Source organism: Paenimyroides ummariense (assembly GCF_900115115.1).
GTDB lineage: Bacteria > Bacteroidota > Bacteroidia > Flavobacteriales > Flavobacteriaceae > Flavobacterium > Flavobacterium ummariense.
Genome location: NZ_FOVI01000019.1, coordinates 1 through 14,240, shown reverse-complemented (window position 1 = coordinate 14,240; position 14,240 = coordinate 1). Strand labels below are relative to the sequence as shown.

13 protein-coding genes are annotated in these 14,240 nt (G+C 35.6%); 6 read left to right on the top strand and 7 right to left on the bottom strand.

Going from position 1 to position 14,240, the window contains the following annotated elements:
• Window positions 1–20 precede the first annotated feature (20 nt).
• Window positions 21–473 (top strand): 6-pyruvoyl trahydropterin synthase family protein, encoded by a 453-nt coding sequence (locus BM253_RS12460; protein ID WP_091524816.1) that lies wholly within the window; start codon window positions 21–23, stop codon window positions 471–473.
• Between the two features lie 2 nt (window positions 474–475).
• Window positions 476–1,294 carry a UDP-2,3-diacylglucosamine diphosphatase gene (locus BM253_RS12455; protein ID WP_091524813.1) on the top strand — a complete coding sequence of 273 codons (819 nt, stop codon included), beginning with the start codon at window positions 476–478 and terminating at the stop codon, window positions 1,292–1,294.
• Here BM253_RS12455 and BM253_RS12450 read toward each other — a convergent pair.
• Together BM253_RS12450 and BM253_RS12445 are read right to left on the bottom strand one after the other, a co-directional pair.
• Window positions 1,194–2,570 carry an HTTM domain-containing protein gene (locus tag BM253_RS12450; protein ID WP_091524809.1) on the bottom strand — a complete coding sequence of 459 codons (1,377 nt, stop codon included), beginning with the start codon at window positions 2,568–2,570 and terminating at the stop codon, window positions 1,194–1,196. The genes BM253_RS12455 and BM253_RS12450 overlap by 101 nt on opposite strands.
• A gap of 2 nt (window positions 2,571–2,572) precedes the next feature.
• Window positions 2,573–3,523 (bottom strand): bifunctional riboflavin kinase/FAD synthetase, encoded by a 951-nt coding sequence (locus tag BM253_RS12445; RefSeq protein ID WP_317040958.1) that lies wholly within the window; start codon window positions 3,521–3,523, stop codon window positions 2,573–2,575.
• A 132-nt stretch (window positions 3,524–3,655) separates the two neighbouring features.
• Between BM253_RS12445 and BM253_RS12440 the strand changes: the two genes are divergently transcribed.
• Window positions 3,656–5,926, top strand: coding sequence for a zinc-dependent metalloprotease (locus BM253_RS12440; RefSeq protein WP_091524806.1), 2,271 nt, complete (start codon window positions 3,656–3,658; stop codon window positions 5,924–5,926).
• A 148-nt stretch (window positions 5,927–6,074) separates the two neighbouring features.
• Here the strand turns inward: BM253_RS12440 and BM253_RS12435 are convergent, their stop codons facing one another.
• The 4 genes from BM253_RS12435 to BM253_RS12425 all read right to left on the bottom strand — a co-directional run bounded on the left by BM253_RS12435 (window position 6,075) and on the right by BM253_RS12425 (window position 10,286).
• Window positions 6,075–7,121 (bottom strand): T9SS type A sorting domain-containing protein, encoded by a 1,047-nt coding sequence (locus tag BM253_RS12435; protein ID WP_091524803.1) that lies wholly within the window; start codon window positions 7,119–7,121, stop codon window positions 6,075–6,077.
• 165 nt (window positions 7,122–7,286) lie between these two features.
• Window positions 7,287–8,189: a hypothetical protein gene (locus BM253_RS12430; protein WP_091524800.1), complete on the bottom strand. Its 903-nt coding sequence runs from the start codon at window positions 8,187–8,189 to the stop codon at window positions 7,287–7,289.
• Between the two features lie 60 nt (window positions 8,190–8,249).
• Window positions 8,250–8,357 (bottom strand): membrane lipoprotein lipid attachment site-containing protein, encoded by a 108-nt coding sequence (locus tag BM253_RS17360; protein ID WP_177205780.1) that lies wholly within the window; start codon window positions 8,355–8,357, stop codon window positions 8,250–8,252.
• Between the two features lie 111 nt (window positions 8,358–8,468).
• Window positions 8,469–10,286 carry a GNAT family N-acyltransferase gene (locus tag BM253_RS12425; RefSeq protein WP_091524797.1) on the bottom strand — a complete coding sequence of 606 codons (1,818 nt, stop codon included), beginning with the start codon at window positions 10,284–10,286 and terminating at the stop codon, window positions 8,469–8,471.
• 224 nt (window positions 10,287–10,510) lie between these two features.
• Between BM253_RS12425 and BM253_RS12420 the strand changes: the two genes are divergently transcribed.
• The 3 genes from BM253_RS12420 (at window position 10,511) to BM253_RS12410 (ending at window position 13,713) form a co-directional block, all read left to right on the top strand.
• The gene (locus tag BM253_RS12420; RefSeq protein ID WP_091524792.1) at window positions 10,511–11,272 is read left to right on the top strand and encodes an exodeoxyribonuclease III; all 762 of its coding nucleotides are present in this window, start codon (window positions 10,511–10,513) and stop codon (window positions 11,270–11,272) included.
• Between the two features lie 215 nt (window positions 11,273–11,487).
• Window positions 11,488–12,366: an OmpA/MotB family protein gene (locus BM253_RS12415; RefSeq protein ID WP_091524788.1), complete on the top strand. Its 879-nt coding sequence runs from the start codon at window positions 11,488–11,490 to the stop codon at window positions 12,364–12,366.
• 48 nt (window positions 12,367–12,414) lie between these two features.
• Complete coding sequence (locus BM253_RS12410; RefSeq protein ID WP_091524785.1) at window positions 12,415–13,713, top strand: mechanosensitive ion channel family protein; 1,299 nt, start codon at window positions 12,415–12,417, stop codon at window positions 13,711–13,713.
• Between the two features lie 90 nt (window positions 13,714–13,803).
• Here the strand turns inward: BM253_RS12410 and BM253_RS12405 are convergent.
• Window positions 13,804–14,240, bottom strand: a 437-nt coding sequence (locus BM253_RS12405) for a T9SS type A sorting domain-containing protein (RefSeq protein ID WP_143095652.1), incomplete at its 5' end; no start/stop codon positions are given.

The following is a 14,240-nucleotide window of genomic DNA, read 5'->3' as shown; positions in this document are numbered from 1 at the left end:
TTGCTAAAAATTTTCGCATCATGAGTTTTATCAGAATCACCAAACAATTTACTTTTGAAACCGGTCACGCACTTTATGGTTACGACGGTAAATGTAGAAATGTTCATGGACACAGCTACAAACTGTCGGTTACTGTTATTGGGCAGCCTATAACAGATAAAAATCATGTAAAATACGGAATGGTGATCGATTTTACCGATTTAAAAGCCATTGTTAAAGAAGAAGTGGTAGATCAGTTTGATCATGCAACTGTTTTTAACCAAAATACGCCGCACGTAGAATTGGCTAAAGAACTGGAACAACGCGGACATCATGTTATTTTGGTTGATTACCAACCTACAAGCGAAAATTTAGTAATTGATTATGCCGAACGCATTAAAAGCCGTTTGCCGCAAAACATCAAGTTATTTTCTTTGCGTTTACAAGAAACCGAAAGTTCGTACGCAGAATGGTTTGCTTCTGATAACCTGTAAGCATGATTACTTTAGAAATCCCTGCAGATAAAAAAGTTTATTTTACGTCCGATCATCATTTCGGAGCGCCGACCCGTGAAAAAAGCCTTCCACGCGAAGCCTTATTTTTAAAGTGGTTAAACGCTATTGAGAAAGATGCCGGTGCGTTATTTATCGTGGGCGATTTGTTCGATTTTTGGTTTGAATATAAAAAGGTTGTTCCCAAAGGATTTGTCCGTATTCTAGGAAAATTGGCACAAATGCGTGATAACGGCTTGCCCATTTACTTTTTTGTAGGAAACCACGATTTATGGATGGAAGATTATTTTGAAGAAGAACTGGATATTCCGGTTTTTCATGAACCTAAAGTTTTCAAAATATTCGATAAAACCGTTTTTATTGGTCATGGCGATGGTTTAGGCCCGGGTGATAAAGGATACAAACGCATGAAAAAAGTGTTTACCAACAAGTTTTCAAAATGGTTGTTTCGTTGGTTGCACCCTGATATTGGGGTTCGTTTGGCGGAATATCTTTCGGTAAAAAACAAACTGATTTCGGGCGATGACGATGCAAAATATTTGGGCGAAGAAAACGAATGGCTCATTTTATACGCAAATAAAAAGGTAAACGAACAATTTGCCGATTATTTTATTTTTGGACACAGACATTTGCCAATGACACTTCCGTTGAAAAACAATCCAAGCGCCTTATACATCAATTTAGGCGATTGGATTCAGTATTTTACTTTTGGTGTTTTAAATCCTTTAAATTTTGAATTGAATTCGTTTTCACAGGCTGATCTTTCGGATCCTTTTCTTCCAAAACCCAATCATGGTGGCTAAAATGGCTCCATTCTTCGGCAGCTAAATCAACATTTTGATCTATTAAACGGCTACTTGGTCGCATATTGATACTTACGCTGCTTCGCATGGCGTAAACGGCAACATCTTTCCCCTGACTTTTAAAATGATCTTTAATTTTATGTGCCATTTGCCAAATAACATCGGGTGCATTTAAGCGCGAACGTTGTTTTTCGTTCAGCAATTCCGTGTTATTAAAAGTTAAACGTTCGTTTGTTTTTTTATCGATCACTTTAAAAGTAACTTCACCGGTGCGCGATCTTAACATCATTCGCCAGCTTAAACGATGTCCTTCTTCGGTCCACAAAACATCGTCCTTAATAAACCAGTGACGAATAGGCAATAAAATTTGAATGATTAAATATGGAACAAAAAAGTATTTGAAAATAGTAACATAATCAGCGGCTGTTTCGCCATGGTATTCTTCTTTTGGTCTTTTTCTAAAAAAGAAATTCCGAATTTGATTTGGCGGAAAAAAGAACACGCAAAAACTCAATGCAAAGTACGGAAATACGCCAATTTGCAAGGTTATGGAATTGAATATGTGAAATATTAACGAAGCGATAATAGCAAACCAACGGGTACGTTTCCAAAGAAGTGCAGGAACAATTAATCCGTCAAAAGCAATACCCATGTAGGCAATAAACAACTGAAATTCGGTTTTTTTGAACAATACCTGCACCGTTTCAGGCACATTCGTCATTCCTATAAACATGTTTCTTGTAACAGTTCCATCTAACCAATCGGGATAAAATTTGGCAATCGTTGCATAAAAATAGACACAGCTTACCTGAATAATAAAAACCAGCCGAACCCATTGTGGCATGTAGTTCTTTTTTATTGCTGGATTTAATTTAGCATCGATAGAAGCATTGGCGTTCGCAGGCAAAAAGCACATAATCAAACCGATTAACCACATTAAATAATAGTGATTGTTGTACGATGTTTTTTGTCCGAAATAAGCCAGACTCCACAAAATCGTAAGTGCAATAACTGAAAATCGGTATTTGTAGCCTAACATTACTCCGATTGAAGCCACAGCCATTAAACCGAAAACCACATACATTGTTTCGTTTTGAAGATGCAGCAACCATTCAAACCCGATAAAGGTGAAATTAGTTCTGGTATCGATAAAATTTCGATCGACCCATTTTAATGCCAACGCACCAACGGCTTCGGCAAGAAATATGATTCCGAAAAAAATCCGGAAAACAACTAACGAAGAATTATCTATTTTTTGAAATGCTTTTTTCCACATAACTAATCGATATTTGAAAGGAAATTTCGAGAAAAAACTTCATCGTTCTTTAATGCTTCTATCAACAAATCAATCGAACCAAAATGTTCTTCATCTCGAATTTTTGTCAGAAAACGAACCGTTATTTCTTCATCGTAAATAGTATCGTTAAAATCAAAAATATAAACTTCGACTGTTTTCTCGGTTCCGCCAACTGTTGGGTTTGTTCCTACACTTAACATTCCGTAAAAATCTTTGCCTTTGACTGTAACGCCAACCACATAAACGCCAATGGCAGGAATTAGTTTATAATCTTCGGCAACCTGAATATTCGCTGTGGGGTATCCAATCGTTCTACCCAACTGTTTGCCCGAAACCACCTTGCCCGAAACCATATACGGATAGCCCAAATAGGTTTTTGCAAGTGCTACATTGCCCACATTTAAGGCGTTGCGAATTTTGGTTGAACTAACAGAAACATCGTTTAATTCTTCGGCAGAAATTTGTTCTACATCAAAATGATATTTTTTACCGAATTCTATTAAATCGTGAATATCAGCAGAACGATTTTTTCCAAAACGGTGGTCGTATCCAATAATAATTTTCCCGATATTAAACTGATCTACCAAAACAGTTTTTACAAATTCTTCGGCAGATAAATCGGCAAAATCCTGTGTAAACTCCTGAACTACCAAATGATCAATTCCAAATTGATCGATCAACTTAACTCGTTCATCAATCGTATTTAACAATGATATTTTATGATCGGTTTTTAAAACCATTCGTGGATGCGGAAAAAAAGTAAGCACCAAGGTTTCGTAACCGTATATTTTTTTTTGAAGTTTCAGTTTGTTTAAAATAGCCTGATGCCCAATATGCATACCATCAAACGTACCAAGGGTTACAATGGTTTTTTGCGTTGATTTAAAAGATTGTACAGAATTAAAAACGTTCACTTTTACAGTTTTTGCCAAAGTTATTAATAAAATAACGAATGAAAGTTATTTTGTAAGAATCTTAATGTAGGTTAATAATTTAAAAAACGAGGTTAACTTAAATTCTGTTTTGGATAAAGTTAGTATTTTTGGCAAAACAATCATTCTTTTATGAAATTTTACAATAAATTAATTCTTATTCTGCTTATTTTCTGTACAGGAAATTTGTTTGCGCAATTTAATCCTTTTAAAGAAAGTACAGAACGAAATTTTTCCGAAAAGGAAAAGTTCGTTAGAAAACACAATCCAGCCGATTTTAAAATTTACAGTTTAAATCTTAAAAATGTTTTAGAGTGGGTTAAAAATGCTCCGGAATTATCTGAAAGACCATCGGATTTAGTGATTTCGTTACCAGATGCAAACGGACAATTGTCAACTTACTGGGTTTACAACAACGCTGCCATGGAAACTGAACTGGCTGAAAATGTACAAAATATAAGAAGTTTAAAAGCTGTTGATACTAAAAATAACGGAAACAGCGTAAGTATAAGTATTTCTGATATTTTTGGATTTCATGCCATGGGAATGAAAACCGATGGTTCTGTTTTTTATATGGACAATTACACCAACGATTTAAACAACGTTATGGTGTACCAACGCAGTAGTTTAGAATTGCCGAAAAACAATTTTACTTGTTTGGTTCCGGGCGATAGTTTTGATGATGTTGCAGTTTCTTCTGTTCCCGTTCAAACTTTAAGTTTAGACAACAAACGCAGAACCTACCGCTTGGCATTAGCGTGTACTATTGAATATGCAGCTTTTCATGTAACAAACGCACCTGCAGGAACACCAAACACCACGGTGGACCAGAAGAAAAACATTGTGTTAGCTGCAATGAATGTAACTTTAACCCGTTTAAACCAGATTTTTGAACGCGAATTAAATGTTCATTTAAATTTAATTGCAAATAATAAGAATATCATTTTCATTACATCTGATAATTTTACTAACAATGATGCAGGTTCGTTAATTAGCGAGAGTCAAAGTGTAATTGATAACGTTATTGGAACAGCTAATTACGATATAGGTCATACTTTTAGTACCGGACAAGGTGGATTGGCTCAATTAGGATCGGTTTGTAGTTCGTGGTCAAAAGCAGCGGGTATTACAGGATCCCCTTCTCCAGTAGGTGATGCGTATGACGTGGATTATGTAGCACATGAAATGGGACATCAGTTTGGTGCAAATCACACTTTTAACAACTCTTGTCAATTTAATAGAAATAATAGTACAGCAGTAGAAACAGGTAGTGGTAGCACCATAATGTCTTATGCCGGTATTTGTCCGCCAAACGTTCAAAGCAATGTAGATGCTTATTATCATACTGTAAGTATAAGAGAAATACAAACTTTTTTACTGACTGCAACATGTGCGCAACAAACCACTGTTACCAATTCGCCACCGGTTGTTGCACCTTTAGTTGCTAAGACAATTCCTTACGGAACTCCTTTTATTTTAAGCACCACAGCGACTGATGCAAATAACGACCCGTTAACTTATACTTTTGAACAAGTTAATACCCAATTATCAGCGCAACCACCTGTTGCAACTTCTACAACCGGTCCTGCTTTTAGATCGGTAGCCCCTAGCCCAAATAATTTCCGCTCGTTTCCAAGTATGGCAACTGTTTTAGATGGAACAACTTTTAGCCACGGAATTGTTAGTACTGAATGGGAGCGTTTGGCAACGGTAGGCAGAACATATAGTTTTGTAGCAACCGTACGCGATAATAATGCCAATGGAGCACGCGTTGCTTATACGCAGCCTGTAACTATTACGGCAGCCAATACAGGTCCGTTTGTAATTACAGCACCAAACAACAACCCAAGCACTACAGAACCTGTTTGGTTTATGGGATCAAGTAAAACAATTACTTGGAATGTTGCCGGCACTACCGCAAATAACATAAACACAACTGATGTTAATATATTGGTTTCTACAGACAACGGATTAACCTATTCAACTTTAGCGGCTAATGTGCCAAATAATGGAAGTGCTACAGTCAATATCCCAACCAATTTAACAAGCACGTACGATGCGCGAATTAAAATTGAAGCCGTAGGAAACATTTTTTACACGGTTTCTAAAAAATTTACATTATGGGATCCAAATTTAAGTACAGAAGAAGTTACGTTAGATAATTTAAAGATTTATCCTAACCCTACAACAAGTATCTTAAATATTGAATTTTCTACAACTAACATTGAAAAAGTTAAATTTGATATTTTTGATTTAAACGGAAGATTGATTAAAACGGTTTCTCAAGAAAATTCCAACCAAATCAACCAACAGATAAATGTGGAGAGTTTACAAACTGGAACGTATATCTTGGTTATTAATACAGGAAAATACACTTCTACACATAAGTTTATTAAGAAGTAGTTTTAATATTCATATATAAATAAAAGCAACCATTAAATTTGGTCGCTTTTATTGTTTTTAAACCTTGCCAAAGTTTAGAACTTTTGCAAGGTTGATTCTTAACTTTTACACTTTACATTAATACAAATTACAATATACAGCAAAAAATCTATTTTTTAACCAGTTTTTTAACCGCTGTACCTTCATTGGTTTGTAAATGCAGCATATAGGTACCACTTGCCAAGTTTTCTACATTTAACTGTATTTCAGTTTCGTTATTAAAGTTTTGTGTGCTTACCTGTTTACCTGCCATATTATAAACCGTAACTTGGTTTACCAACATATTTTCGCTGTTAGTTATGTTCACCACAGTTGCTGCCGGGTTTGGGTACATGTTAAACTTTGCAGCTAATTGTTCGTTGGTGCTTAAACTTATAACCTCTGGCGGTACTGCATTTAATGCCGTAATTTTAATATTATCATAACGGTTTCGACTATAAATTTGAGGATCATTTGCTCCCGTTGACACTATTACATCTATTACGATATTTGATAAAGGATAGTCTTGTATAAGATTAGTTGACGTTTTATACTTTAAAAAATCACGAGAAGATACTTTATTTAAAGATGGCGTATGATAATACACTTTTTTGTTAGGGTAATCTAAATACACGATAAGTTTAACCCAAGTGTTAAAAGGTAAGTAAAAGTGCTGGTTACCATCGGTAGAACCATCATAAAAGATGCCGTTTGTTTTCATAAAAGCAATATTAGCCAAACCTTCAGGTGGATTTATCGGAGAATTTGGATCACCAATACTATATAATCTTATATTAGCATACCCTCCTGCGTTTCCTGGGTGTTTTGGACCAGTATAAAAATCAATTTCAAACATCAGCACATCATTTCCCGGCAAATGGTTAGCCATTAAAGGGTGTAAGTTTGTTTTCCATGCACCAAGCGCCTCTGCATAAGTTAAACCGGTACTTATATTCAATACCTTGCCTCTGCCCGTTTCGTTTTCAATGGTAAAAAAACTGTTTGCCTGTGTATAAGCCGAACCGGTATACCACCCCCATTGCCCGGGTATTTTACCGGTAACATCGGTTCCAAGATTACCAACACTGTGATTGTTGAAATTTTCGGTGTACAAAACCTGACTATATATGTAGTTAAAACATAATACAGTTATTAAAACCAGTAAATACTTTTTCATAATTTTTAGAATTATAAGTAAAGAGCGTGTCTTAAAAGGTAGCTATTGTCAAGCTGAATTCACTTCGGCTTCTCATTAAATATTGAAAATCAAGATTATGAGATTCCGAAACAAGTTCGGAATGACAACGTTGGGTACTTTTAAGACACACACTTTAATTTTCTATCAATGTACTCTTAAATGCAACGCTGAACGTTGCCAAAAAGTGGGAACGTCTTGCCAAATATCCATAGTTAGCGTTTTAGGCACACTACCTGTTATAGTATGCTGGTGTTTAATACTTGGTGCTTCAAAAACTAATTCAAATGAGTTACATTGTCCAGAACCACTTCCAAAATTACTATATGTCGTAGGGTTGAATGACCCATCTGTATAATAATGCAAATTAAAACTGCCAAAAGGTAAGTTTCCTTGTAATTGTATTCCTCCGCCTGGTGTATTTTCAACCGGATGCCATTTATTAACTAGTCCGCCAGATAATGTTTTTATTTCGGGATGCAAAATGTACGTACCTACAAAAGCATTAGTGGCTGCTTCAAAAACTTCAACTTCGTAAAAAAACACTTTACCGTAATCTCTTAATAAGAGTTCTTCTTGCGGTTGTAATGTTCCAGCAAAATCAAAACCATCTGCCCATTGTCCAAAAGCCCAAGGCGGGGTAAAACTAGGATATCTAGGAAGTGTTCCTCCAGGCATAGGTAAATGGTCTTGTAAATCTTCAATTCTTGCGCTTTGCTGCGGCTGAAAGACCAAGGGATTAATTGTTTTTACAAGATTACCAACTTCTTGAGGTTGTCCCGCATTAAAAGTAAGTAAATTTTGATATTGAGCTGGGTTTGTAGCCATATTGGCAACGATCTGGTTAGCCGCAGGTAAGCTATAATCATTAAATATTCCATCGTTATCGCCATCAAAATAGGCTAAGCCTACCCACGCATACACCTCTAATCTATAAGGCGAATAGTTTTCATCCTCGTCACCATTGCTAATTCCATACGATGGTTGCAGTCCTTCAAAGCCATTTCTGTTGTACCAAATATCCCAAGGCGAAAAATAATTTGTAGCCAATTGGCTTATACCTCCCGAGCCAAGTCCACCAGGACTGTTGTCATCAAAACTGTTGGTTTGTTATTGCGAACCGGTTTCTTCGTTTTGCAATTCGGCTTCCTGATACGCATCTTCACTACACGCTGTAAGGGCTACTACCCCCCCCAATAAAAAAAGTAATTTTTTCATAATGTTATATTTTTTAATTAACTGTACTGTAAATATAACAAAAAAATTAACATAATATTAAACAAAATAAAAAAAGGCTAATAATTAATTTAGCCTTTTGTATAGTAACAATTATTCTTCTTGTTTTTCGTTTATCTTGCGTTCCAGTTCTAATTGTAGTTCTTCAATTACGGGGCGAACGGTGCTTTCGGGTAAATCAACAATACGTATGTACATTAATCCATCAACCGAATTATTAAATAAGGGATCTACGTTAAAAGCCACTACCCGTGCGTTTTGTTTTATGTACTTTTTAATTAAAACCGGCAAACGCAATCCGCCTGGTTCTATTTCTTCAATCAACTTGTCGAATTTATTCAAATCGGCTTCGGCTTCGTTAAAAACAAAATCCTTATCGGCATCTTTCAAACGTACTTTGTATTCTTGTTTAGCCTGAACATACTGTGCCACATACGGATCGTAAAAATGTGACTTCATAAACTCGATCATCAACGATTTACTGAAATCTGAAAACTGGTTGCTGATGCTTACCCCGCCAATTAAATATTTGTGTTCCGGGTAACGTAACGTAGTGTGTACAATACCTTTCCACAACAAGAACAGCGGCATTGGTTTTAGCTGGTATTCGCCAATAATAAAGGCGCGACCCATTTCTATTGATTGTTCCATCATACCGTGTAACTCCGATTCAAAACGGAACAATTCGGTTAAATAAAACCCGTTAATACCGTGCTTTGCATAAATATCCTTACCAATGCCCATGCGGTAGGCACCGGCAATGCACTTAGCATCGTCGTCCCACAAAAACATGTGTTTGTAAAAGGTATCGTATTTATCTAAATCGATCGATTCATTTGTTCCTTCACCAACAGCTCTAAAAGTAATTTCACGTAACCTGCCAATTTCACGCAAAATATTCGGAATATTGGTAGCATCGGTCAAAAAAACCTCGTAATTTTTGCTTTGCAGCAAACGATCATCGCTCTTACGCAAATTTTCTATTTCCTTCACCATTAAATCTTGAAGCACCGGGCGTTCGATTTCTTTTGGTGGAGGCGTTGGCAGTTTAAACGATGGTATTTTTATGTATTGTTTTTTATCGTCGTCTTTTGTGGTATTTGCCAGCAGATAGGTTTTCTGACGTAAAAATTTTCCAAAATTTTCTATGGATGCTCCATGTTCGTTTTGTTCGGCAACGGTGATTGGTTTTCCAATACGCACGCGAATTACTCGGTCTTTCTGTGTTAACAATTCAGAAGGAAGCTTGGCTGTTTGTAATGTTGGACTGATCTTAGACAACATATAAAACAACTTGCTGTTTTTTGCGTGGAAATAAATAGGAACCACCGGAACTTGTGCTTTTCTAATCAGTTTTAAAGCACCTTCTTCCCAAGGTTTATCTACAATTTTATTATCTTCTTCAAAATTCGATACTTCACCTGCCGGAAAAATTCCCAACGGTTTTCCGTCGCTTAAATGGCGTAAGGTTTCCTTTAATCCTAAAACACTCGATTTGGAATCTTTATGATTTTCAAACGGATTAACCGGCATTACATAAGGTTTTAAAGGCTCAATTCTATGCAACAGAAAATTCGCGATGATACGGTAATCAGGATCGCGTTCGCGCATTAATTTCAACAGCAAAATTCCGTCAATACCTCCCAACGGATGGTTCGATATGGTAATATATGGACCTTGTTTAGGTAAGCGTTTTAATTCTTCGGGATCAATTTCAAATTCTATCTGAAATTCGTTTAAAATGGCATTTAAAAAAGTAACATCTTCTAAATGTTTGTTTCGGTCGTATATTTTGTTTAATTGTGATATTTTAAGCACTTTCATTAATAACCAACCAGAAAAAGTACCAATAAACCCGTACTTATCTAATTTTATTACGCGCGCAATTTCTTTAGCGGTTACTAACCCCATTTAACTATTTTTTTGCAAAGATAACAATTCCTTTCACACCTGTTTAAAACCCATTTCATTATAATGCAGTTTTAATCTAAGGTTAAGGTTTTAAATATAATAAAATTTACTTTAGTTTAATAAATTGTTAATAATATAATTTACATTTAAAAACAAAATAAGTCGTTAAATGTATTTTTCTTAAAAAACGAAATATGTATTTTTGACAAAACACCTACTTATAAATGAAAATTTTATCATACAACGTTAACGGAATTCGCGCTGCTATTACCAAAGGATTTTTAGATTGGTTGCAGGCTGCAAACCCCGATGTTATTTGTTTACAGGAAATTAAGGCAACACAGGATCAAATTCCGGTTTTAGAAATTACGGCTGCCGGATATCCGTTCCAATATTATTTTTCGGCAGAAAAAAAAGGCTACAGCGGCGTTGCCATTTTGTGTAAAAACGAACCCAAGCAAATTGTTTTTGGTACCGGAATTGATTATATGGATAAGGAAGGAAGAAACGTTCGGGTTGATTTTGACGATGTTTCGGTGATGTCTTTATACCTTCCTTCAGGTACGAATATTGATCGTTTAAGCCATAAATTTCAATACATGGCAGATTTTCAGAATTATATCAATGAGCTGAAAAAAGATGTTCCAAACTTGATTATTTGTGGCGATTACAATATTTGTCATCAGGCAATTGATATTCATGATCCTATTCGTAATGCAAAAGTTTCGGGCTTTTTACCTGAAGAACGCGAATGGCTGGATACTTTTATGAAGAATGGATTTTTAGATTCGTTCCGTATGTTGAATCCGGAACCGCATCATTATTCGTGGTGGAGCTACCGTGCAAATGCCCGCAACAATAACAAAGGCTGGAGAATTGATTATAATTTAATAGCCGAAAACATGAAAGATCGTGTAAAACGTGCGTACATTTTGCCTGATGCTAAACATTCTGATCATTGCCCGGTTGCAATAGAAATTGATTAATAAAAACAACCGTTGGGTGTAATTCAAAATAAATAAAAATTAACCACATAGACGAATAGAATTATAACTAATTGTAAAAGATGGGATAGAAAATTATATTATTTTTCACATAGTTTGTGCTATGCGAAAAGTAAAACATCTATCATAATCTTTTAAAAACATAAGAAAAATCTATGTTTCTATGTGGTGGAGGTTAATAAAAAACATTTAGAAATATGAAAAAAATATTATTGGCGGCTTGCTGCATACCGCTTTTAACAAGCTGCGTTACCAGAAGATTGTACAATGAATTAGACGCGAAATATAAAAACTGTGCCGAAGAATTAGAGCGTTTAACAGGCGAATCGAGTGATTTAAAATCGCAGTCGTTTGATTTGGGAACGAAGAATCAATCATTACAAAGTCAGTTAGAAGATGCTGTTGCTGAACGCGATAAATTAAAAGTTGCGTACGATCAACTGCAAAAAGAATACGGCAGTTTAGAGAAAAACAGCGATCAGGCAATCAAGGCAGAAATTGAACGCTTAAACAGTTTAAAGAAAGAATTGGACGGAAAATCTTCACGTGTTGCCGAATTAGAAGGCAAATTAGCCGCTCAAGATAAAAACCTGCGCAATTTAAAAGAATCGCTTTCTAAAGCTTTGTTTGAATTTGAAGGAAAAGGTTTAACGGTTGAACAAAAAAACGGAAAGGTTTATGTTTCAATGGAAAACAAATTGTTGTTTCCTTCAGGAAGTTGGACAGTGAGTAACGAAGGTAAAAATGCAGTGGAACAATTGGCTGAAGTGTTAGCTAAAAATCCTGATATTGCTATTTTGATTGAAGGGCATACCGATAACGATAAAATCATGGGTAATTTAGGTGGCGGCATCACAAACAACTGGGATTTGTCAACCAAACGTGCTACGGCAATCGTTAATATTATCGAACAAACCAATGGCATCGATAAAAAGAACCTTACGGCAGCCGGACGCAGTGAATTTGCTCCGATTGCATCAAACAGTTCCGCAACAGGCAAGGCAAAAAACCGACGAATAGAAGTTATCTTAACGCCGAAATTAGACGAAATATCTAAATTATTAAACGACTTATAAAAGCAAAATCCCGAGGTAACATCCGGGATTTTTTTCAAATACATTTACATGAACGAATTACAAAGCACCATTTATTCCTTTGGATACAATTTACTTAAAGAAGCCGGTTTAAGCAGTCAGGCATCGCATTACATCAATACTATTTTACTGCTCATTGCATTTTTTGTTATTTTATATGTGATTGATTATGTATTGCGCAGAATTTTAATGTTGCTGCTTATAAAAACCATCAGAAGAAGTAAAACCCGTTTCGACGATTTTTTAATTCACAATAAAGTTTTAAAGTACATTACGCATTTAATTCCGCTAATTATTGCAAAACAATCGTTACCCCTTATATTTACTGGTTTTCCGCAAATAACCAATGGCACTGTAAAGATGGTAGATATTGCCATTATTATAACATTTACCCTTTTATTAAAGTCGATTTTTTATACGTTTAAAGATGTTTTAAACAGCCGCAAACGATTTACAGACAAACCATTAGACAGTTATTTTCAGGTAGTTGCCATTTTACTTTATATTGTTTGCGCCATTTTGATTTTTTCGGAATTAACCGGCAAAGAACCTTACGGTTTATTAACAGCATTGGGTGCGGCATCGGCAATTGTAATATTGGTTTTTAAGGATACCATTCTGGGATTTGTTGCAAGCATTCAGGTATCGTCTAACGATATGGTGCGTGTGGGCGATTGGATCGAAATGCAGAAATATGCAGCAGACGGAACCGTTTTAACGATTAATTTAAGTACTGTAAAAGTTCAAAATTTCGATAAAACCGTAACTACCATTCCTACATATGCACTGATAAGTGATTCCTTTAAGAACTATCGAACCATGCAGAAATCGGGTGGTCGCCGTATAAAAAGATCACTCAATATTAAAATTGGATCGATCCGTTTTTTGAAGGAAGATGAAATAGAAGATTTAAAACGAATCAAACTTTTAAAATCTTATATCATCGAACGTCAGCAGGAAATAAGCACTTATAACCTTAACCATGTTGACGACCCCACGATGCTGGTAAACGGGCGTAGAATGACCAATATTGGTTTGTTTCGCGAGTACACAAAACGGTATTTACTAAACAATACTAAAATACACAAACAATTCCCCATAATGGTAAGACACCTACAACCTACCGAACACGGTTTACCTATTGAAGTTTATGCCTTTACAGACACCGTAGAATGGCTTAAATACGAAGGCATTATGGCTGATATTTTTGATCATATTTTAGCGGTGGTTCCATACTTTAACCTTGAACTTTTTGAACTACCAAGTGCCGCCGATATTCACGATGTACTTTTAGCAAACTTCAATGAAAACAAAAGTAGCCTTAAGTAGGTAGATTAAAGCTAGAGAATAAAACGTTAACAAAAAACAAAGGCAGGTTTTCACCCGCCTTTGTTTTGTTATAATTGTGTTTGATTAATCTTATTTCTTAACGATTTTCACAAACTGTGAAGCTTTCGCTGTTTCTATTTTAACCAGATAAGTTCCTGCACTCAATCTGCTTAAATCAACTTTTACTTCGTTGCCTTGGTAGTCGTTTCCAAATACTCTTTGACCTGTGATTGTGAATACTTCAACTTTCTTGATCTCTTCAATATAGCTGATGTTTAATTCAGAATCAACCGGGTTCGGATAGTATTTCAACTGTGTTAAGTCTAACTCTGCATTGCTTAAGTTTATCGTTACTTTAACTGCGGTTGGAACTAAACTTCCACAGTTGTTAGGTGTTACAAGAACGCCGTAATACGTGGTTGCATCTGTTAACGGTGTATTTGGCGAAAGCTCATTCATTAGCTTAGCAGCATCTGCAGCACTTAAGAACCATTTTACGTTTGGTTCGTTCATTGCTAAATCAGATA